Raw genomic sequence first — 19,425 nt, 5'->3', positions numbered from 1 at the left:
CGCCGTTATCGAGTATTTTAACAAGCTAGAATGAACAGTTATTTAGTACAATTGGTATAATCCATTAAGACAATCAAATAAAAAAGGTGCGAAGCAACTGAGTTTGCTTCGCACCTTTTTTTAAATCACACGTTTAACAGTAAGTAATGAAATTCATATCATTATTTTTTAATAAACGGCATAACCCTTTGAGTTTCAACAGGAATAGCAAGCGTTACACCGTCACTCAAATCAGCCAATTTAAGTACCGCTTTACCCTGCTCTGATACAGGAATCACTTTACCATTTGATAACATAATCTGATGTAGTTCATCAGGTTTAAACTCTAAAGTAACGCCTTCAATATCAGGGGCAAACCAACTAGAGAACATCCCACCCAACTCACCAAGCACTTCTTGCATCTGCACGGTCAAGCTGTCTAATTTTGCATAATCCACTTGCCCATAGAACGGCTTTTTACTTAACACCACCAAAGAGTAATCGCATCGAGCCTCTTTTTGAGTATGAATGTAAACCAATGGATTGGCACTTTTTAAATTATCATCGACCGGAACATTCACCTCACCATTGTCACTAATCATTATATCTTCATAGTGTTGCTCTTTTTCCATCCATGCTTTTTCAATTCTGCATGGCTGTTTAGTGGCAAAGTTCGTAAAAAACAGTCCTACTTTTGCTTCACTGTTGGGATTCTTAAGGTTATGTTTTAATGGAGAATATAATTTGCTGTAGGTGAACATATACTCTTGCGCAAAGGCTGAAGAGCTTAAACCTGCAATCAATAGCGCAGCCGTTAAAAAACGAGTTTTCATCTGTTCGCAATCCCTTATGCGTCAAAAGTGTTTGAACCACCGGAAGAGCCAGACGTTGGCGGAGTATCGTCATCGGATACGTTATTAACTTGCTCACTAGATTCTTTGGCTGCATTAGGGTTGGCAACAACTTGTAAGCGAATGCCAAACATATTGCGGTAAATAATGCCTTTAGCGTGAAAGAAAAATGGCACAGCCACAACTAAGCCCAAACCGTACATCATCATGCCTGCCACAAAGGCCAACATAGTAATCAGGTAAATCACCGCAATAGAGAAAATGCGTTTATTCGTGCCACGCAAAGATGTCCACATCGCTTGAATTGGGCTTAAACGTTTTTCACAAACCAGCAAAACGGCATTGCTAAACGCAAGAGAAAGGTAGATTGAGATAAACGGGACTATCGCTCCGGCAACGGCTTGCAGAAGTAAATTAATCATAGTGACGAGAATCACTGGCATCATAAAGGACAAGCCTTTAGTGATATGGCCAGTGCGTGTACTTAAGCCAGCAGCATGGCTCATTGCCATCAGTGCTACGCCTGCATAAATCGGTGCACCCACCACTTCAAAGCTAAAGTTGGCCACAAAAATAGATTGGAAAATCGAAGGATCTAATGACTCAGGGCTTTGGAACATACTCAAGACAACGGATACATCTCCAAGCTGCAACTTAAGCGCAATAATAAATACAACGGCTTGAATCGCAATCAATAGAATTACGGCTGGAGAAAATGACAAAAAATGGCGCATGGTTAATTGCCACGCTTCCGTAATGACACTTACAGGCTTTAGCTCAAAATCTCCGGCTAATGCCTTTTCAACGCTTCCACCAAGGTTAAAGCTCTTCTCTATCGGATTGCTCATTTAATCTTTAGGTCCTTGCCTTTAAAAGAAAATATTCTGGCGCAAGTATACCTGCAAACCCTTGCTACAGCATAGCCCTAAGGAGATGGTCATATCACTTATCCGAGGATATTCAAAAGATTTTGCGTCAAAAACACTCGTTTTTGGTGTTCTTTCAATACCTTAACAAGCAACAGCGCCAACTATAGCCAGCTGACATCACCTTAGATAAAACCCAGATTTTATCTATCATTGTTGTCCAAGCAACTCACCTACTAATCTAGGCACTTCAACACTCGCCCGTCCATAGCGTTTCTCATCAAACTCACTTTGAACAGCGCTTGGTTCAAGATTAATCTCGATAGTGTGTGCGCCATGCAGTTTTGCATCATGCACAAAGCCTGCGGCTGGATACACAACGCCCGATGTACCAATAGAGATAAATAAGTCTGCCTCTTCAATCGCCGAATAAATTTTATCCATTTGTAATGGCATTTCGCCAAACCAAACAATATGCGGGCGCATTTGCTGTGGGATCTGACAGCAATGACAAAGATCGCCATCGTTTAAATCTGAACCTTGTTCTATCACCTGACCAGAGCCACTGCAACGGACTTTGAGCAACTCACCATGCATGTGAATGATGTTATTCGACCCACCGCGTTCGTGCAGATTATCAATATTTTGCGTGACGACTGTTACCGTACCCGCAATGGTTTGCTCTAAATGCCCTAAAGCTATATGCGCGGCATTGGGTTTGATGGCTGCAGATAAGAGTTTTTGACGACGCATATTATAGAATGAGTGCACCAGTATTGGATCTCTATCGAATCCTTCTGGCGTTGCCACGTCTTCAATGCGATGGTTCTCCCAAAGCCCATCTTGCGCTCTAAAAGTTTCAATTCCAGACTCAGCTGAAATTCCTGCACCCGTTAATATCACTATATTCTTATATGGAAATACCATCATGAAACCTTATCGCAGTGCTAATGAAATGTTAATAAAGATTAACATTCATACATATAATTAATAAAGAGACGCAGTTCTCAACTTTTACCGAAATAGATTGCGTCTAATTTGATGTTTTCTTTAAAAAAGTTTCGTGAATGTCTGTCTCTGCACTAAACTTTGCTTGGAATTAAACGAACAAGTGAGAATCATGCGAGCAAAACTCTTCTTTCTTCCTATCTTATTGATGCTACTTTCTTTTAGCGCTCAAGCAAACTGGGAATACAAACTTGCTGATGAGCCTCAAATTGATGAGGTTGCCGTCAAAATATCCGCCGAAGTGAATAAGCTTCCTGATCCCTTATTTATGGGCCGTAAAGACCGAGAAAAGGTCAATCAATTGATGGAGGCCGTTATCAATGAGCAGCGTGCCCACGCCGATCAATTTGCGTCTCAAATTAAAGCCTATCGAAATGAAGACAGCGATAAGCACTGGAAAGAAGCAGAACGTACTTGGTTAACGCTACGTAGCCTTGGTAAAAGCAAACAAGATCTCATCAAGCTCTCCAGTCACGCCACTCAAGATCTAGTCACAGGCTTTGGTCCATCTGGCGTCATTCAGTTTAAACAAGAATGGTATATTACTCGCTTAAACGGCGAGTTTCTTGTTCATTTGCAAATCCGCAGCTTTAAGTCACTGATCAAAGACATCTTTATTTCTCCGGTACCGCTTATTTGGGCCATCATTAAAGTCATCTTTATCTACTTTGCTTTGACATGGTGGCTTGCCAATAGCAAACGCTTTATTGAAGGTTTTAAGAAAGTACAATTAGAAAGCAGCACTCGACCACCATTGTGGATACGCTTAATTTGGTACATTAGCCGCGCGCACCGAGCCATTGCGGTGTTAATCGCAATCACTCTTTCGCTTGCGGGTATTGTCAAACATTCCTAGCCTTAGCCAACTGATTGTATTAGAAATTTTTACTTGGTGGATTTTAGGTGGCTCGATTGCCATCAGTTTCATCTTAGAGTTTGCTTACCGTAACAGTCGCGCTTCTAGTAAAGAGATCACTCGTCTTCGACTATCCACCATACGTTGGTACGTATGGAGCTTCATTTTTGTTGGAGTCATTTTACAAATTTCAGAGCGCATGGTTGGCAAAGGCACTATCTATTATTGGATATCAAGCCTCGTGTTCTTCTGGTTTGTGCTGATTACCTTGAAGATATTGCGTAAATGGCGCCCTATCGTATTTCGTCGCATCGCCAAAGCCTCTGATAAACCGCTTTGGGTCGTCTGGGCTGAGAAAAATGAACATACCTTTTTGCTGAATGTTCTTGCCACTGCCATCGGCATTGTATGGATCATTACCACAACCTGCCAATCGATTTTCATATCTAAGCTGTCTAATTACACCTTCTTTAGTCAAGGTCTTGCCTACCTATTTAAGATTGAAGTAGCAAAACAAAACGAAAACGAACTGCAATCACAAAACTTTGTGCGCATTAAAGGCGATGAAACCTTTAAGTACATTACACCTGGGCATGAAGACAGCACTTTAATTAACTACGCTTCTGATGAATTTAAAGAAATTTCGCGCTACGTGTTATCCAATAATCCCGCGGTTTGCGTCATCTCTGGCGAACGCGGTGTGGGTACCACAACCTTTTTAAAACAGGCTCTGTTCAAAGTTAAAAATGCCACTCCGATTTATTTGAACTGTCCTTATTCCGGCTATATTGAGCTTATTCAAGAGTTTGCCGAACAACTGGGCTTAAACCGTGATGCGGGTGAAATTCAAATCCTGAATCATCTGCGTAAGAGTAACGAAAGTTATCTGATTGCGCTGGATAACGGTCAACGTTTGGTGAAACCTATGGTTGGCGGACTCAGCGGATTACTTAAGTTTACAAACCTGCTGCGCCGCTCTAAGAAAAACCATCGTGCAATATTAGCCATCGAAAAAGCCAGCTGGCGTTTTGTGGATAGAGCTCGTGGCGAACGTTTATTGTTTGATTGGGTGACGTTTTTGCCAAAATGGAGCGAAGCGCAAGTGGCAGACCTGTTAGCCTCTCGCATCAATCAATCCGATGACGCGCAGTACAAAGTCTCTTTTGAAGGCTTAGTAGTACCAAAACAGTGGGATCATGAAAACATCAGTGAAGAAGACCGCGCACGTAACGGCTTTTATCGAATCCTTTGGCATTACGCCGATGGCAACCCTACCGTGGCTCTTCGCTTCTTTAGGCTTTCACTGCGTCGCAACAAAGCCAACGACAACGTCGTGGTGCGTTTGTTTAGAGCGCCAGAGTCCGAAGAGCTAGAGAAAATGCCTAAGCCTATGTTGGCGGTATTACGCTCTATCGTGCAACTCGAAGTGGCAAGCCAGGAAGCACTATCAGAATGTACGCAATTAAGTCATGCCGAAGTGCTAGGTACACTGCGTTACTTCCAAAGCCGTGGTTATATCGATTGGAGCGATGATAAAGCCAAAGTTTCCGATCACTGGTATCGCCACATTACCAATGTCCTTCACCGTCAACATCTTTTGGTAAAATAATATGCTAAGACTACTCTTAATTCTTGTCAGCCTTTCATTCAGTAGCCACTGTTTTGCGATAGAGGAAGTACCTGATGTTGCCGCCATTCAAGACTTTGCCAGTTTAGTACGTTGGGGCGGCGTACTGTTTTCGATGCTCATTATCGCTTGTACTTGGTTATTACTAAGATTCATCGATTCGATTGTCGCCAGCGTCAGCACCCAGTTTGTGCAGTACCGAATGATTTTGCAAAAAGCACAATCTTTCTTGCAGTTCTTTATTTATATTACTGCCGGTATTGTGGTGTTTATGATCAGCTTTAGAATCAACGATCATATCCTTGCGCTCATCGGTGGTACCCTTGCCGTATCAGTCGGCTTTGCCTTAAAAGATTTGGCAGCGTCATTCATCGCCGGTTTAACGGTAATGATTGACCGACCGTTTCAAGTTGGTGACCGCGTCACGTTTGAAGGTAATTATGGTGACATTATTACCATTGGCTTACGCTCCGTACGCATGCGCACTTTAAACGACGACATCATTACGATACCGAACAATAAATTCTTAAATGAAGTCACTGTCAGTGGCAACTACGGTGCATTGGATATGCAAGTGGTGATCCCTTTCTATGTGGGAATGGACCAAGATATCGATTTGGCACGTAACTTAATTCAAGAAGCCGCCTCCTCAAGCCGATACATCCATCTACCAAAGCCTGTGGTCGTTTTAGTTAAGCAAACCATCACCGATAACTATTTGGCGATACAATTAACCTGTAAAGCCTATGTTGTTGATACAGGATATGAGAAACTGTTCGAAACCGATATCACCTTACGTGTGATGAAAGAATTTAAGAAAAACGGCATCACTCCACCAAGAATTGCCGTGAATACCCAAACTATTTAGCCCTTGTGTGACAACAAGAGGCAGAAGAGAGAACAATGTCTAGAACCATCCAGTACGTATACAAAAAAGAACACAAAGAACTGCTATTCTCTTATCAGCAGTTTCGCAACATTCACGAAGCTGTGGCTGACGCAGAAGGCATCGATTTAACTGAGTTTCTAAAAATGGAACTGCAAGTTGAAGCCGTATCTGACACCAAAGCCGTTCGTGATTATCGTGACAACTACTTTAGAAAACTGGGCTTTGGCAAAATCACTTTGAAGCCTAAAGAAAATAAACCGATTGGTAAAAAATAGCGTCGCACTTATTATCTGAAATCGGGCCAAATATTGTATTAAAGATTAAAGAGCCGCAAGGCTCTTTTTTTTAAGCCGACCATAATAGATAGGCAATGAATGTGCGGATGTAGAGCGCAAATACAACAATGCCCCGACAAGTCGAGGCATTCTAGTTATAGCTAAACCGCTAAAGATTATGCAGGCTTATAGATAACTTTGTTTCCTGAAAGTTGTTCTTTTTGAACAAGGCTTTCGCTAATTAGTTTTTTCAAAGCGCCGGTTGCCCATGCGGCAGCTTTTGCTTCTTCTTGACCTGCAGCTAGGCCAATTCCTTTGGAATTGATGCCTTCAGCATTCGCAGCAACAATGTCTAATACTTGTTGTTGCTTTGGTGTAAGTGCAATTACAGGCACTTCTACGTCAGCGGTTTTTTCTATCTTAGCTTCAACTTTAGGCTCAACTACTGGTGCGGTGACAACACGCTTTTCAACAGATTGAATTGAAGGCTTAGATGAAGTGTTACTAGCAGTAGCTTTAGTACGCTTTTGCAATTTCATCTGCACGTTACGTTTATGTGCAAGTCTCATTAAATGATTCCCCTATTCACGGCTTTCAGACGGTATGGAAATTTGAAACGTGGTTTATAGCAAAATCAGAAGCTAATTTATAGACATTTACCCTAACAACCGCCTAAATTTACATTTTTTATATACATAAAATCAATAAGTTAACAAAAATAACTCAAATAACCACGCAAGATAACCACCACATACGCACTTCCTTGCACGGGATTCTTAGACTAATTTTATCCGCTAGTTATGCAGCAAAATAAAAAAATGCCGTCATACTGTATAAATAAACAGTATGACGGCATTTATCAATAATAAACGCTAAGCCACCAGCTCCTTACAAAAGCAATAAACAGCGGGTCACTTATGTTGCTAATCTAAGCAATATTCAAGAATGCTGCGCCACGCACACCACCGGAATCACCGTGTTTTGCTTTGATGATTTTCGGACAACTGGCGACAGACAGCAGATACTTAGGCACACGCTTTGGCATTTCTTCATAAATCAGATCAAAATTAGACAAACCACCGCCAAGGGTAACCACATGTGGGTCATACGCGGTGAAAATGTTCGCAAAGCAAATCGCCAACAATTCCATAAAGCGCTCTACGTGTTCGCACGCCTTTGGCTCGCCTTCATAGAAAGCATTGATGATATCGATGGCCTTTTTCTTTTCAGAAAAGTAATGAGCGTAAATTAATTCAAAACCACGGCCAGACAAATAGCTATCCAAACAACCTTTTTTACCACAACCACAATCCAATAGCGGTGCATTGTCACCAAGATGGAACCACGCATCGATAGGCAAGCGAGTATGACCCACCTCGCCCGCAACATGATTACAACCAGAGAAGACCTTACCTTCGTGAATAATTCCACCACCAAAGCCCGTACCTAAGATAAGCCCCATCACTGACTTCTCATTTTTTAGCTCGTCATCCCACGCTTCAGACAATGCAAAACAGTTCGCATCGTTCTCAATTTTAACGCTACGACCAATACGAGCTTCGAGATCTGCACGTAAAGGTTTACCTTTTGCCGCAGGTACGTTAACAGTAAGAATGGTGTCGTCTTTAGGATCTTCCATACCAGGAAGACCAAAACCAATTAAACCTTCAACAGCAAATTGAGCGTCGTATTTTTCAACTAACGCGGCTAAGGTTTCCACAAGCTTTGGGTAGTCATCACCCGGTGTTGGCACACGTTCTGTCGCGACTCGCTCTAGACTGTCGTTAAACGCACCAAACTCAATTTTGGTTCCGCCTACATCAAAGCCATAAAACATCATACTTCTCCCAACCTAAACACTTAAATTCATTAACAAATTAAGTTCATTATCTCGATCTTTAGCCGCACTTACCGTGATGCCTGCCATAAAACAAGGTGTGCGTAACAGATAGTATTTCACCCATTGCCGCCAGAGCCCTTTAAAAAGGCTACTTTTCCACTTTTGAATCGGATAAGTATTGAGTTAATATCGGACGACTAAAATCTCGTTTTTCACGGGTTTTACTCAACATATAACTCTCTTTGAACACTTCAAACCATGCTTGCAATTTAAGGCTAACTTCATTCATATCAAACTCTTGCAATACCAAAGCAGCAACTTCACATGTTGCAAGATGTTGCTCTTGATCTGATTTTCTCATCACATACTCAGATATCTTTTCTGGTTGAATTGAGATCACTGGGAGATGATGTAAGTATTCTGATTTGCGATAAATGCGGCGTGCTTCTCGCCAACTGGCATCTAAGAAAATAAACAATGGAATTTTATCTTGAATAAATGTCGGCTTATCATCAGGAACAAGATCATTAGAATCAAACAGATAGCTTTCAGGAAATACTAAAATAGGTTGATAGCTTGGGTTTTGTAACAAGGACAGCATGTTAGTATCAGGTTCTGTTCTGCTCCATTGATACGCATAAGCCTCGCTACAAACGTCCGCAATGAGCCGGCCGGTATTACTGGGTTTTAGTACTTCGTTATCTGAATAAAGCAATAAAATGGCAAATCCAGCCGTCGGATCAGGCTGATGAGCACAGATACAATATGTACGCGCAATACGGCAATATGGGCAACGTTCGACTTTCGACCCTCTAGCGCTAAAAGGTTTGGTTGCTTGGCTAAGTCTATATTCCACTAATTGATGAACAGCATGTACACGCATTGTTTGCCCTGTCGCGTAAAAGAAAGTAAGAGTAATCAAGCACACGGAGCTTGTCACCATCTTGGAGAAAATAATTCATGGACGTCGCTTATATTAGGGTTAGTATTTTCACTGCAGTGCTCGTAGGTTGCGCTGTAGCAGAATATTGGAAACCTAAACGCCCTCTTCGGCAACCAAAATTGTATCGCTGGACTAATAATTTGGGCTTGACTGGCTTAAACTCCGTATTGATATACATTACTATGCCTTTGCTCGCCGTTGAGGCCGCATTATGGGCGCAGAGCTTACAAATTGGTTTGTTTAACGAATTATCCATTAACTTTCCCATGCTGATCATTATTAGCGTACTCATTTTGGACTTTGCCATCTATTGGCAACATCGACTCTTTCACACCATGCCAATTTGTTGGAACTTGCATAAAGTGCATCATGCCGATCAAGATATCGATGTCACCACTGGAGCGAGATTTCATCCTTTGGAGATATGGATTTCAATGTGGATTAAGATATGCGTAGTAATTAGCCTAGGTATCCCGCCAATAGCGGTCATTGTGTTTGAGGTAGTTTTAAATGCCAGTGCTATGTTTAATCATAGTAATATTAGTATCCCTAGAGTGTGGGATAAGCGACTACGAAAACTGATCGTGACTCCAGATATGCATCGGGTTCATCATTCAACAATCCGCGCCGAAGCAGACTCTAATTTCGGTTTTTTCTTATCCATATGGGATCATTTATTCGATACTCATACCGCAAGACCGAAACTGGGTCACTATAAAATGAATATTGGTATCTCGCAGTTTCGTTCTCGAAAAGAACAGCGATTAGATAAAATGTTAACTCAACCTTTTAGGAAAAAATAATGACACATTCCGCCACACAGACACTCGTTACCTTAGTGGCGGTGTTTTTATTAACCGCTTGCGCCAGTGGCCCTGAAAATAATCCCACGGCGCGCGTCAACATTAAGCAAATTGATGTTCAACTTGAAAAGAATGTGCCACATAAAAAAAGCGATGCCCTGTTTCACTTTTACAAAACGTGGCATAAAACACCGTATCGTTACGGGGGCAACTCTCGTAAAGGTGTAGATTGCTCAGGTTTTGTAAAAATCGCATTCTCTCAGTTGTTCCATCAGTCCATCCCACGCACGACTCATCTACAAAGCCATATCGGCACACAGATTGATTATGAAGATAGACAATATGGTGACCTTGTTTTTTTCAAAACCGGTTATAACATGCTGCATGTCGGTTTTTACCTCGAAGACAATAGTTTTATGCACGCTTCCTCATCTAAGGGCGTGATTATTTCACGGCTCGATTCCCCTTATTGGGCCGATACCTTTTGGCAAATTAGACGAGTAAACTGATTCATAAAACGGTTCATAAACGTGCCATAAACAATACCTTGTAACTAGGCCATGCAAACTGTGAGGAAAATCAAACAACCTATAGTGCTGAGCTCTAATATTTGATCCAAATTAGAGAATCGTACTCTATTGCTATTCGCCGGCTAGATTTGACCTAAACTTAACCACATAAGCAAACGGTGAGGCATTGATTATGTGGCAAGCGATAACACAGCAACTTTCCGATATCTTAATGTTTGAGTTTAAGATCGAAGAGAAAAGCCGTATTACCTCTGGCAATATCAACGAAAGTTATATGATTAGCGATGGTGAACAGCGCTACTTTATCAAGCTAAATAACAAAGCCTTTTTGAGTAAGTTTACCGCCGAAGTCGACAACCTTACTCAACTGCAACGCTCTAATACCGTGTATACCCCAGAAATCGTACATCTTGGTTCAACCAAAGATTGTGCGTTTTTGATCTTAAACTACCTCCCTACCCACCCCTTGACCCACCATGAAACTAGCTATCAATTTGGTCAAGAGATCGCTCGCTTACACTTATGGGGAGAGCAACAAGAGTATGGTTTTGATCACGACAATTATATCGGTGCCACTTTGCAACCAAACCGTTGGCAAAAGAAATGGTGTGTTTTCTTTGCCGAGCAACGAATTGGTTGGCAATTGCAACTCTTAAAAGAGAAAGGGATTGAATTTGGCGATCAAGAACAGATCATCAACTGTATTAAATCAGAGCTTGCCAACCACCAGCCAAAGCCGTCCTTATTGCATGGTGACCTATGGCATGGCAACTGCGCAGAATCCCCATTTGGGCCTATTTGTTATGATCCTGCTTGTTATTGGGGTGATCATGAATGTGATTTAGCCATGACCGAACTGTTTGGTGACTTCCCAGATTCGTTTTACCAAGGTTATAAAACCATTAAGCCGCTTGCAGATGGTTATGAGCAGCGAAAACACATCTATAATCTCTATCACATATTGAATCACTGTAACCTATTTGCTGGGCACTATTTAGGCGAGGCTCAACAACGAATCGATCATTTGTTAGAACGTTATTATTAAGTGGGAGTGTTATTATGAAAAAGTACGGCGAACAATTCATTTCTTGCCCTCACTGCGGCGGACACGTAGGCATAACCCTAGACACCACACAGGGCAATCAAGACTTTTATGAAGATTGCCCTATATGTTGCCACCCGATTCATCTACGTATGCAGCTCAATCAAGTAAGAGACAAAATTGATCTGGATATCGACTCTGATGATGAGCAAGTTTTTTAATCGATAGTGAGCTTACTAAGCTTTATTGGCCAAGCTTTATTAGCTAACTTTTGTTGGTTAACTTTTGTTGGCTAGCACTCGCTCGACGGTATCCACAATAGCTTGAGTTTGAGGGTCCACCTCTAGGTTTACCTTGTCTCCAACATTACGTTGTCCAAATAAGGTGCGAGATAGAGTTTCCGGGATCAAATTCACGCTAAATCGATTCCCCTCAACCTCGGCAATAGTCAGTGAACAGCCATCTAGGCCGATATAGCCTTTTTTCAGTATGTAGCCCATATTTTGCGCGTTACTCTCAAACCAAATCGTTTGGTTATTAGGGCTACGTACAATATCTACTACTGTCACCGTATCAGAAATATGCCCCGACATATAATGACCACCGACTTCATCACCAAAACGAGCTGCACGCTCTACATTGACCCAATCGTTTTGCTGCAGTGCACCAAGATTCGTCAGATCTAACGTCGCTTTCATTAAATCAAAATGCACTTGCTGTCCGGATACTTTAGTCACGGTCAAACAACACCCATTGTGCGCAATCGACGCCCCAATATTGATGTTTTCACTGAGCTGAGCTGGAAGTTCCAGGACGTGAGTATGAAAATCTTGTTTTGCATCGATAGAGACAACCTTTGCCATCCCTTGCACAATCCCAGTAAACATAATAATTCCTCAAATAAAGGTCATTTTAAAACGGTACGCTGTGCGAAAATCATGCACTTAGCTAAACCAAACGATACAAAACATGACATAAAAACATAGCACGCTCAAGCATTTGGTATTACTATTCGCAGCAAATAAATACTGGAAGCCTGCCGTGCATCGATACCAAAAAGAAGCCAAAAATCTGATTAAGCTTGCCACACCAATTCTTATTGCCTCTATTGCTCAAACAGGCATGGGTGTAGTGGATACGATTATGGCCGGAGGCGTAAGTGCAACCGATATGGCGGCAGTCGCCATTGCTTCTAGTATTTGGTTGCCATCGATATTATTTGGTATTGGCATTTTAATGGCGCTTATTCCGATTGTGGCGCAGCTTAACGGACGAGGCCATCAGCATAAGATTGCTAATGAAATACAACAAGGTGCTAGCTTAGCCGTTTTGATTGGTTTTCCTATCGCCTTTGTACTGCTACAAACCAGTGCCATTTTGAGATTAATGGATGTCGATGCCACTATGGCTACCATTACCACAGGTTACATGCACGCCATGTTGCCTGCCGTTCCTGCTTTTTTGTTTTTCCAAACCTTGCGCAGTTTTACCGATGGCATGTCATTAACCAAACCGGCCATGGTCATTGGTTTTTTAGGGCTACTCATCAATATTCCCCTTAACTACATTTTTGTGTACGGAAAACTTGGTATGCCCGCCCTCGGCGGGATAGGCTGTGGCGTTGCAACGACTATGGTGTATTGGATCATGTTTTCGTTTCTGCTGTTGTACACCATTACCTCTAAACGCCTTGCACATATAGGCTTATTTAAGCAATGGCATAAACCCAAGCTTCAAGCGCAATACCGTTTATTTAAACTGGGCCTGCCTGTTGCTTTAGCGATTTTCTTTGAAGTAACGCTGTTTGCTGTAGTCGCGCTACTAATTTCTCCTCTAGGCCCTGTAATGGTAGCTGCGCATCAAATTGCGATAAATGTCTCTGGGATGGTGTTTATGATACCGATGAGTATCGGTGGCGCAGTCAGTATTCGCGTAGGACATAAACTCGGAGAGGAAGATATTGAAGGCGCAAAAATTGCTACGCATGTGGCGATTTTATTAGGCCTTGCCCTTGCCCTTGCTACCGCGATTCTGACCGTGGTATTTAGAGAGAATATCGCTGACCTGTACACCGACAACAGAGCCGTAACCACAATATCGGTGCAGTTACTTTTACTTGCCGCTATTTACCAATTTAGTGACACAGTACAAGTGGTTGCCGCAGGTGCGTTACGTGGCTATAAAGATATGAAATCAATTTTCAATCGCACTTTTATCGCCTATTGGGTTATTGGCTTACCTTTAGGTTACCTACTGGGCTCTACCAACTGGATAGTCGAACCTATGGGCGCACACGGCTACTGGTACGGTTTTATTGCAGGACTTACCGTTGCTGCGGTATTGTTAGCTTCACGTATTCGATGGATGCACAGTCAAGCGCCTGAAGTTCAATTGAAGTTTGCTTCGCAGTAGTGAGAAAGTATATCGTTTGCCCTTAATTGCTAAACTTAACTAAGGGCAAACGGCTAGCTTAAAAAGTTGAACGGTAGATATAGGTATCTTCAATAAACATTCCGTTTATAGTGTTTCTAGAAAAACGAATTCCAGATAAATCATTATCGGTTTTAAGCGCATTGTTTAATACTTTTACTATCGAATCATTGGTATTCAAAACGCTGATATCATTCAGTGAAATCACCCTTTCTGTCCCTTTCGCAAGTTGATTCGCCTCATTGATTTTCTTGTAATACTTACGAGGGCCTAGCGAGTCAACTAAAGGGGATGCCACAATAAACTTCCATACGTGCTCTTCCGATAAGAACAGCCAAAACGCACTTTTCACGTCCGATGCGCTCGCATCAAGACGATTGAGCAATTCAGCACCCGCTTCCATCATTGAATCGGTAAGCCTTTCCGTTACCAAAATGTCTTTAGCCATGCCAATATTCCTGATTGCGGTTCGTTAATAGCGTTAAATAGATCAACTGCTTTATTTTCGCCAATAATACACTCATATCTTGCAGATTCAGACCAATCTTTTGCGACAGCCCAATTTAATTTAAAATCAAGATCCGTCTTCTCTTTTTCTGCAAGCCTTTGTTTTAACCCAGCAACACCAAGTAACTCCGTTAGGTTATGAGTATGACATTTATTTGCCAACTGTTTGTTTGGAAAGTCGTATTCCTTAACCTGTTTGGCGATACATACTTTTAAAGCACACTCTAGTGAATAGCCAACCAAATAATAAGCACCATGGAAGTTTCCAGCATCAAGTAACGCTTGAGCTTCCGAAAGCCTAATTTGCACTAGATTTTCTAAGTCTAATTTATTCATAACATTTGTTCATCGCTACCTTGATAATTCACATGGGAACTAAGAAAATTAACTCTTCACGAAAATACCTTAAGCCATTGATAAAAAAACAACAAGTACGTATCTATAACTTGATAAGGTTAAACTAGTAATTTAAACACCTCACCTAAAACTCACTTCTCTCACGCATAAATCGTGCAAACTTAGGCACACCCTTTGCTGTTTTGTCGTTGTATCGATAGGTAATATTGGTGCCTACTTTCGGTGGATTACGTCGATGTGCATCGGTAAGGCCGCTGCCTATGTAAAAACGCACTCCTTGGGGCGACTCTACATGCAATGCCCCGACTAGGTGTTGATATTTACCTTTGCCTTGCTTGTAACCTATCACTCGCGCTTCGGCATCTTGATGAAGTTTAATTTTGTAAAGCGCTTCGCTGCGCCCTGCGATATAAACCGAATGCTTGTTTCGAACCATCAACCCTTCGCCGCCCAATTTAACCACCTTTTGTAGTGCTTCGCCTAAGGATTGATAGGAACGAAATGGGCGCTGCTCGGCAACAATCACTTGCGCATGTGTTTGAGCGTCATTGAATTTCCATTGCAGCAGAGAGTCATGACGTTTGGCGTATGAGGTCAGTACATCTTGTCTATCAAACAACACAAAGCTAATCTTTGACCATGCCTTTTCGTCAGCTTTTGCATCTAAAACCGTTTGTTGCACCAAAGCAAAATTGCCTCTTCCAGCCCAAAGCTCGCCCTCTACTGCAAACGGGGGCATCTGGCTTATAAAAGAGCCTGGTGCATTGATGCTTGAACCATTACGCGTAATTAACTCTTTGCCATTCCAAAGTGCGCGAATACCATCGAGTTTTTCACTGACTAGGTGTTGTTCCGATAATGCTTGCCCTTGGTACACACTCGCAAGCATTAAGTTGTCAGCTAACGCGCTACAGCACGGTATAGCGGCACACGACAACGCCATCAAAGAAACCGAATTTAACGGATTGACCACACTCATCCTTGCAAACTCCTGCCTTAATGTATCCTGTCATTAGCTTATAAAAACGTCAGAATAAGGATCAATAGTTCGCTCGGTTTGCGAAACACCTCGATATAAAATTTTGAGTGAAGTAAGAATGCGTAAGGTTAAGCGAATCGGATCCCACTTTGTCATGCATTTATAGTCTTTGCTTACGCGTCAGATTAATACGCTTTAGGGCGTAAATCGGAAGCAAAAAAAAGACCCTAGTAACACTAGAGCCTTTGCTGTTCATAAGATGTGCTATCTAATCATCATAACTATATGCTTATAGGAATGTATGCTTATAGAAATGTATTGTGCTTATAAGAAGTTCGCATCCGTTTTTTGTTGCTTAAAGTTTTCGATGTTCGCAAGCGTTGTTGAAGCAATGCTGCTCAATGCGTCTCTGGTTAAAAAGGCTTGGTGGCCGGTAAATAGCACGTTGTGACAAGAAGATAAACGACGGAACACATCATCGACAATAACGTCATTCGATTTATCGTGGAAAAACAGTTCTTTCTCACTTTCGTACACATCCAAGCCTAACGCACCGATACGTCCAGCTTTTAGTGCATCGATAGCAGCTATAGAATCGACAAGTTCACCACGACTGGTGTTGATGATCATGACGCCATCTTTCATTTTACCAAAGGCGGTTGCATCTAAAAGGTGGTAGTTTTCAGGTGTCATGGGACAGTGTAAAGAGATCACATCAGACTGTTGAATAAGAGTATCTAAATCGCAATACGTCGCACCCGCTTCAACCACAAAATCATTTGGGTATGGGTCGTAACAAAGGACGTTCATTCCTAAGCCTTTAAGGATACGAATAGTCGCACAACCGATTTTACCCGTTCCTATAATGCCCGCTGTGCGTCCAAAAAAGTTAAAGCCAACTAAGCCCTCAAGAGAGAAGTTTGCGTCGCGTGTACGCTGATAGGCTTTGTGAAAGCGGCGGTTTAAGGTCATCATCAAACCAACAGCGTGTTCAGCAATAGCTTCAGGAGAATAGCCTGGAACGCGCGCCACTTGAATACCTAGCTCTTTAGCTGCATCAAGATCAACGTTGTTAAAGCCTGCGCAACGCATAGCAATCATTTTAACGTCTCTTGCCGCTAGCTGTTCTAAAACTGGTCGAGATAGGTCATCGTTCACAAACGCACAAACAACTTCACAGCCTTTTGCCATTTTAGCGGTCTGTTCGTTGAGTAAGAAATCATAAAAATGATACTGCACATCGTAGTCAGATTTTCCCTGCTCAAACGCGTCTTGGTCATATGACTTTGTACTAAAAAAGGCAATGTTGATCATCTTTGTTCCTTATAAATTAAGAGCGGTACTCTTTAATGTGTAAATCCGATTTGAATGGTTCAAATTTAACTCAAAAAGAGAGGTTTATCACGTTATCTTATTGAAGTTCGTGGCAGCATTGCATGATTAAATCTCTTAACCATTGGTGAGCTGAGTCGCTCTCTAACATGCTAGTCCATAACATTCGATAACTCACGGGCTTTAAGTCAAATGGTAAAGGCAATAATTGTAAAGCATATCGCTGAGCTAACTGCTCGGCAAAAATAGATGTACATACCAGCATCATGTTTGAATGTTGCGCTAATAGAGCTGCGCTATGAAAATCAGGAACTTTAGCTTTGTCTTTTAACCTTTGTCCTTGATCTGCCGCTACCCTATCTAATAACCAAAACTCACTTTCTTCAACGTATATTCGTACTAAATCAGTTTGCAAAAATGACTCAATATTCCATTGCTCTTTAGGTATATGATTCTTCTTACCTACAAGACAGATATGCTGATCGCGATAAAGCTCTAGATTTGGCTGATCTTGCAGACCAAAAATTGAATTTGAGGCTTGCGCCCGCAAGTCGGTGTCTTTTGCGGTAATCAGTAAGTCCAACTCCCCTTGATTCAACAAATTCACACTGTGCTTCGTTTTGGGCACTATGCTCAATTGCATACCCGGTGCACGCATAGCCAGTAAAGGCATCAAACGTGGAATAATGACCGGAAACGCGGTTTCGCAAATACTTATTGTAAAATTACGCTCATCTTGGCTAGGTTCAAAGGTTTCAGGCAATAGCATACTGTGCGAGTCTCGTAACCACTGAAGTAGCGGTTGCTCTAATTTACTGGCTCGCACTGTGGGCGTTAATCCTCTTCCCGTTCTGATAAACAAAGGATCATTAAGCACTTCACCTAACTGCTCTCGAAGTCGCGTTAATTGCTTACTCACCGCTGACTGACTAAGATTTAGCCTAGTAGCAGCGCGACTTACACTGCCATCTTCAAGCAAGATCAACATTAGTCGCAATAGATTTAGGTCGATATGGTCTAGCTTCATGTAATATTCCATTAAGGAAAGTCTAAGATGACAATAATTCAATATTACTCATATCTCAAGATTGATAAGCTTTGCACCAACACCTAACCATGACAGCCCAAATGAACGCAAAACCCCCTATCTACTTATTTTTACTGCTTATCATAGTAAGCCCTATGGGGATTGATATTTATCTTCCCGCTTTCCCTCAAATAGCGGATAGCCTACAAACTCCATTGAGTAATATCCAAGTCACCATTACATTATTTCTTGCTGCTTTAGGGATTGGGCAGCTAATTGCGGGACCACTGGCGGATAGGTATGGCCGTAAGCCACTGATCATTGCAGGTTTAATGCTGTACATTGCCAGTTCAACTGTGGCGGCATTATCACAGCAAATAGAAATGCTATGGCTGACTCGTATATTTCAAGGTCTGGGCACTTGTGCGGTGTCGGTAAGCGTGATGTCTGGTGTAAGAGACAGTTATTCTAGTGAAAGAACCGCCTCTATTTATAGCTATATCAACGGCGTTATCTGCGTGATCCCTGCATTAGCACCTTTTGTTGGTGGATGGCTCAGCGAAACGTGGAACTGGCGAGCCACCTTTTATTTCATGACTGGCTATGCGTTATTAATTGGGATTATTTCTCTATGGCGCTTACCTGAAACACGACCAGAGAACACCGTATGCAGCGCGAAATTGATTCACTGGGCGCAATATAAGCCCATATTACACAACAGTATTTTTCAATTTAATAGTGGCCTTGTGATGCTTGCGATGGCGATCATCATCGCCTTTGTCAGTATTGCGCCAATCCGGTTAATGGTTGAGCTTAACTTAAACCCAACCTCTTTTTCTATTTGGTTTGGCAGCAACGCCATCATCAACATACTTGCTTCCTTTATTGCGCCCATCGCCATTAGAAAACTGGGCAAAACCAAAGCGCTACAACTTGCTATCACCATGTGCAGTTGCGCCGCACTGCTGATTTTATTGCTCAGTCACATCGCTCACCCATTTGCTTTTATGGGACCAATTTTTGTCGCGAGCACAGGTTTTTGTTTGATTTTAGGCATTTGTTGTAGTTCAGCATTAGCGCCATTTTCTAAGCGAGCTGGCACTGCTGCCTCATTATTAGGTTTTTTTCAAATGGCGGGCGCATCAGCATTGGTAGGGTTGGTCAATTTATTGCCAATGGCTTCACTACACATCATGGCTATCGTTATGGCGCTCCCTCTAGCATGGTTCATCTTTTATAAAAAAGACGTTACCTTAAAGGTTTACGATAAGTAACGTCTGTTTA

Annotated in this window: 20 protein-coding genes and 1 pseudogene; 9 read left to right on the top strand and 12 right to left on the bottom strand. The window is 42.0% G+C overall.

The features are described 5' to 3' along the window. Positions 1–161: 161 nt before the first annotated feature. From VHA01S_RS08420 to cobB, 3 genes are all read right to left on the bottom strand, one after another. Complete coding sequence (locus tag VHA01S_RS08420; RefSeq protein WP_023403936.1) at positions 162–812, bottom strand: DUF2987 domain-containing protein; 651 nt, start codon at positions 810–812, stop codon at positions 162–164. Positions 813–826: 14 nt separating this feature from the next. Beyond that, positions 827–1,678 carry a DUF2189 domain-containing protein gene (locus VHA01S_RS08415; protein ID WP_023403935.1) on the bottom strand — a complete coding sequence of 284 codons (852 nt, stop codon included), beginning with the start codon at positions 1,676–1,678 and terminating at the stop codon, positions 827–829. A gap of 228 nt (positions 1,679–1,906) precedes the next feature. Next, entirely contained in the window at positions 1,907–2,623 is a 717-nt protein-coding gene (gene cobB / locus VHA01S_RS08410) for a Sir2 family NAD+-dependent deacetylase (RefSeq protein WP_039970475.1), read from the bottom strand. A 193-nt stretch (positions 2,624–2,816) separates the two neighbouring features. Between cobB and VHA01S_RS08405 the strand changes: the two are divergent. The 3 genes and pseudogenes from VHA01S_RS08405 to VHA01S_RS08395 all read left to right on the top strand — a co-directional run bounded on the left by VHA01S_RS08405 (position 2,817) and on the right by VHA01S_RS08395 (position 6,351). Next, a pseudogene (locus VHA01S_RS08405) lies at positions 2,817–5,169 on the top strand (ATP-binding protein). A 1-nt stretch (position 5,170) separates the two neighbouring features. Beyond that, positions 5,171–6,055, top strand: coding sequence for a mechanosensitive ion channel family protein (locus tag VHA01S_RS08400; RefSeq protein WP_023403931.1), 885 nt, complete (start codon positions 5,171–5,173; stop codon positions 6,053–6,055). A gap of 35 nt (positions 6,056–6,090) precedes the next feature. Beyond that, the gene (locus tag VHA01S_RS08395; protein ID WP_023403930.1) at positions 6,091–6,351 is read left to right on the top strand and encodes a DUF2960 family protein; all 261 of its coding nucleotides are present in this window, start codon (positions 6,091–6,093) and stop codon (positions 6,349–6,351) included. 176 nt (positions 6,352–6,527) lie between these two features. On the opposite strand, the gene VHA01S_RS08390 is transcribed toward VHA01S_RS08395, so the two are convergent. From VHA01S_RS08390 to VHA01S_RS08380, 3 genes are all read right to left on the bottom strand, one after another. Next, on the bottom strand, positions 6,528–6,920 hold the full coding sequence (locus VHA01S_RS08390) for a hypothetical protein (protein WP_023403929.1): 393 nt from the start codon (positions 6,918–6,920) through the stop codon (positions 6,528–6,530). A gap of 359 nt (positions 6,921–7,279) precedes the next feature. Next, positions 7,280–8,188, bottom strand: coding sequence for an N-acetylglucosamine kinase (nagK, locus tag VHA01S_RS08385; protein WP_023403928.1), 909 nt, complete (start codon positions 8,186–8,188; stop codon positions 7,280–7,282). Between the two features lie 151 nt (positions 8,189–8,339). Further along, entirely contained in the window at positions 8,340–9,074 is a 735-nt protein-coding gene (locus tag VHA01S_RS08380; RefSeq protein ID WP_023403927.1) for a tRNA-uridine aminocarboxypropyltransferase, read from the bottom strand. A 77-nt stretch (positions 9,075–9,151) separates the two neighbouring features. Here VHA01S_RS08380 and VHA01S_RS08375 point away from each other — a divergent pair, with 77 nt between their 5' ends. The 4 genes from VHA01S_RS08375 to VHA01S_RS08360 all read left to right on the top strand — a co-directional run bounded on the left by VHA01S_RS08375 (position 9,152) and on the right by VHA01S_RS08360 (position 11,730). After that, positions 9,152–9,937, top strand: a complete 786-nt coding sequence (locus tag VHA01S_RS08375) for a sterol desaturase family protein (RefSeq protein ID WP_023403926.1) — start codon at positions 9,152–9,154, stop codon at positions 9,935–9,937. Further along, positions 9,937–10,446: a C40 family peptidase gene (locus tag VHA01S_RS08370; protein WP_023403925.1), complete on the top strand. Its 510-nt coding sequence runs from the start codon at positions 9,937–9,939 to the stop codon at positions 10,444–10,446. The genes VHA01S_RS08375 and VHA01S_RS08370 overlap by 1 nt, the downstream gene beginning before the upstream one ends. A gap of 193 nt (positions 10,447–10,639) precedes the next feature. Further along, positions 10,640–11,512, top strand: coding sequence for a fructosamine kinase family protein (locus tag VHA01S_RS08365; protein WP_023403924.1), 873 nt, complete (start codon positions 10,640–10,642; stop codon positions 11,510–11,512). A 14-nt stretch (positions 11,513–11,526) separates the two neighbouring features. Continuing rightward, complete coding sequence (locus tag VHA01S_RS08360; RefSeq protein ID WP_023403923.1) at positions 11,527–11,730, top strand: CPXCG motif-containing cysteine-rich protein; 204 nt, start codon at positions 11,527–11,529, stop codon at positions 11,728–11,730. Positions 11,731–11,787: 57 nt separating this feature from the next. Here the strand turns inward: VHA01S_RS08360 and VHA01S_RS08355 are convergent, their stop codons facing one another. Then, the gene (locus VHA01S_RS08355; RefSeq protein ID WP_023403922.1) at positions 11,788–12,396 is read right to left on the bottom strand and encodes a riboflavin synthase; all 609 of its coding nucleotides are present in this window, start codon (positions 12,394–12,396) and stop codon (positions 11,788–11,790) included. A gap of 112 nt (positions 12,397–12,508) precedes the next feature. On the opposite strand from VHA01S_RS08355, the gene VHA01S_RS08350 reads away from it, so the two are divergent. Continuing rightward, positions 12,509–13,921: an MATE family efflux transporter gene (locus VHA01S_RS08350; RefSeq protein WP_084309102.1), complete on the top strand. Its 1,413-nt coding sequence runs from the start codon at positions 12,509–12,511 to the stop codon at positions 13,919–13,921. 58 nt (positions 13,922–13,979) lie between these two features. Here VHA01S_RS08350 and VHA01S_RS08345 read toward each other — a convergent pair whose 3' ends face one another. The 5 genes from VHA01S_RS08345 to VHA01S_RS08325 all read right to left on the bottom strand — a co-directional run bounded on the left by VHA01S_RS08345 (position 13,980) and on the right by VHA01S_RS08325 (position 18,141). Further along, positions 13,980–14,387: a hypothetical protein gene (locus VHA01S_RS08345; RefSeq protein ID WP_023403920.1), complete on the bottom strand. Its 408-nt coding sequence runs from the start codon at positions 14,385–14,387 to the stop codon at positions 13,980–13,982. Continuing rightward, positions 14,366–14,782, bottom strand: coding sequence for a hypothetical protein (locus VHA01S_RS08340; protein ID WP_023403919.1), 417 nt, complete (start codon positions 14,780–14,782; stop codon positions 14,366–14,368). Before VHA01S_RS08340 ends, VHA01S_RS08345 begins: the two co-directional genes overlap by 22 nt. Positions 14,783–14,927: 145 nt before the next feature. Continuing rightward, positions 14,928–15,782, bottom strand: coding sequence for a DNA ligase (locus tag VHA01S_RS08335; RefSeq protein ID WP_023403918.1), 855 nt, complete (start codon positions 15,780–15,782; stop codon positions 14,928–14,930). Positions 15,783–16,106: 324 nt separating this feature from the next. Further along, the gene (locus VHA01S_RS08330; protein ID WP_023403917.1) at positions 16,107–17,096 is read right to left on the bottom strand and encodes a 2-hydroxyacid dehydrogenase; all 990 of its coding nucleotides are present in this window, start codon (positions 17,094–17,096) and stop codon (positions 16,107–16,109) included. Between the two features lie 97 nt (positions 17,097–17,193). Further along, positions 17,194–18,141 carry a LysR family transcriptional regulator gene (locus VHA01S_RS08325; protein ID WP_023403916.1) on the bottom strand — a complete coding sequence of 316 codons (948 nt, stop codon included), beginning with the start codon at positions 18,139–18,141 and terminating at the stop codon, positions 17,194–17,196. 101 nt (positions 18,142–18,242) lie between these two features. Here VHA01S_RS08325 and VHA01S_RS08320 point away from each other — a divergent pair, with 101 nt between their 5' ends. Continuing rightward, the gene (locus tag VHA01S_RS08320) at positions 18,243–19,415 is read left to right on the top strand and encodes a multidrug effflux MFS transporter (RefSeq protein WP_023403915.1); all 1,173 of its coding nucleotides are present in this window, start codon (positions 18,243–18,245) and stop codon (positions 19,413–19,415) included. Positions 19,416–19,425 lie beyond the last annotated feature (10 nt).

This window comes from Vibrio halioticoli NBRC 102217, assembly GCF_000496695.1.
GTDB classification, from domain to species: Bacteria; Pseudomonadota; Gammaproteobacteria; order Enterobacterales; family Vibrionaceae; genus Vibrio; species Vibrio halioticoli.
Note: the sequence above shows the minus strand (reverse complement) of the source record. Positions and strands in the feature narration are given on the sequence as shown.

Coding starts and splice junctions, on each gene's coding strand:
- VHA01S_RS08420 (WP_023403936.1), bottom strand. CDS start 812: ATGAAAACTCGTTTTTTAACGGCTGCGCTATTGATTGCAGGTTTAAGC.
- VHA01S_RS08415 (WP_023403935.1), bottom strand. CDS start 1,678: ATGAGCAATCCGATAGAGAAGAGCTTTAACCTTGGTGGAAGCGTTGAA.
- cobB (WP_039970475.1), bottom strand. CDS start 2,623: ATGGTATTTCCATATAAGAATATAGTGATATTAACGGGTGCAGGAATT.
- VHA01S_RS08400 (WP_023403931.1), top strand. CDS start 5,171: ATGCTAAGACTACTCTTAATTCTTGTCAGCCTTTCATTCAGTAGCCAC.
- VHA01S_RS08395 (WP_023403930.1), top strand. CDS start 6,091: ATGTCTAGAACCATCCAGTACGTATACAAAAAAGAACACAAAGAACTG.
- VHA01S_RS08390 (WP_023403929.1), bottom strand. CDS start 6,920: ATGAGACTTGCACATAAACGTAACGTGCAGATGAAATTGCAAAAGCGT.
- nagK (WP_023403928.1), bottom strand. CDS start 8,188: ATGTTTTATGGCTTTGATGTAGGCGGAACCAAAATTGAGTTTGGTGCG.
- VHA01S_RS08380 (WP_023403927.1), bottom strand. CDS start 9,074: ATGCGTGTACATGCTGTTCATCAATTAGTGGAATATAGACTTAGCCAA.
- VHA01S_RS08375 (WP_023403926.1), top strand. CDS start 9,152: ATGGACGTCGCTTATATTAGGGTTAGTATTTTCACTGCAGTGCTCGTA.
- VHA01S_RS08370 (WP_023403925.1), top strand. CDS start 9,937: ATGACACATTCCGCCACACAGACACTCGTTACCTTAGTGGCGGTGTTT.
- VHA01S_RS08365 (WP_023403924.1), top strand. CDS start 10,640: ATGTGGCAAGCGATAACACAGCAACTTTCCGATATCTTAATGTTTGAG.
- VHA01S_RS08360 (WP_023403923.1), top strand. CDS start 11,527: ATGAAAAAGTACGGCGAACAATTCATTTCTTGCCCTCACTGCGGCGGA.
- VHA01S_RS08355 (WP_023403922.1), bottom strand. CDS start 12,396: ATGTTTACTGGGATTGTGCAAGGGATGGCAAAGGTTGTCTCTATCGAT.
- VHA01S_RS08345 (WP_023403920.1), bottom strand. CDS start 14,387: ATGGCTAAAGACATTTTGGTAACGGAAAGGCTTACCGATTCAATGATG.
- VHA01S_RS08340 (WP_023403919.1), bottom strand. CDS start 14,782: ATGAATAAATTAGACTTAGAAAATCTAGTGCAAATTAGGCTTTCGGAA.
- VHA01S_RS08335 (WP_023403918.1), bottom strand. CDS start 15,782: ATGAGTGTGGTCAATCCGTTAAATTCGGTTTCTTTGATGGCGTTGTCG.
- VHA01S_RS08330 (WP_023403917.1), bottom strand. CDS start 17,096: ATGATCAACATTGCCTTTTTTAGTACAAAGTCATATGACCAAGACGCG.
- VHA01S_RS08325 (WP_023403916.1), bottom strand. CDS start 18,141: ATGAAGCTAGACCATATCGACCTAAATCTATTGCGACTAATGTTGATC.
- VHA01S_RS08320 (WP_023403915.1), top strand. CDS start 18,243: ATGAACGCAAAACCCCCTATCTACTTATTTTTACTGCTTATCATAGTA.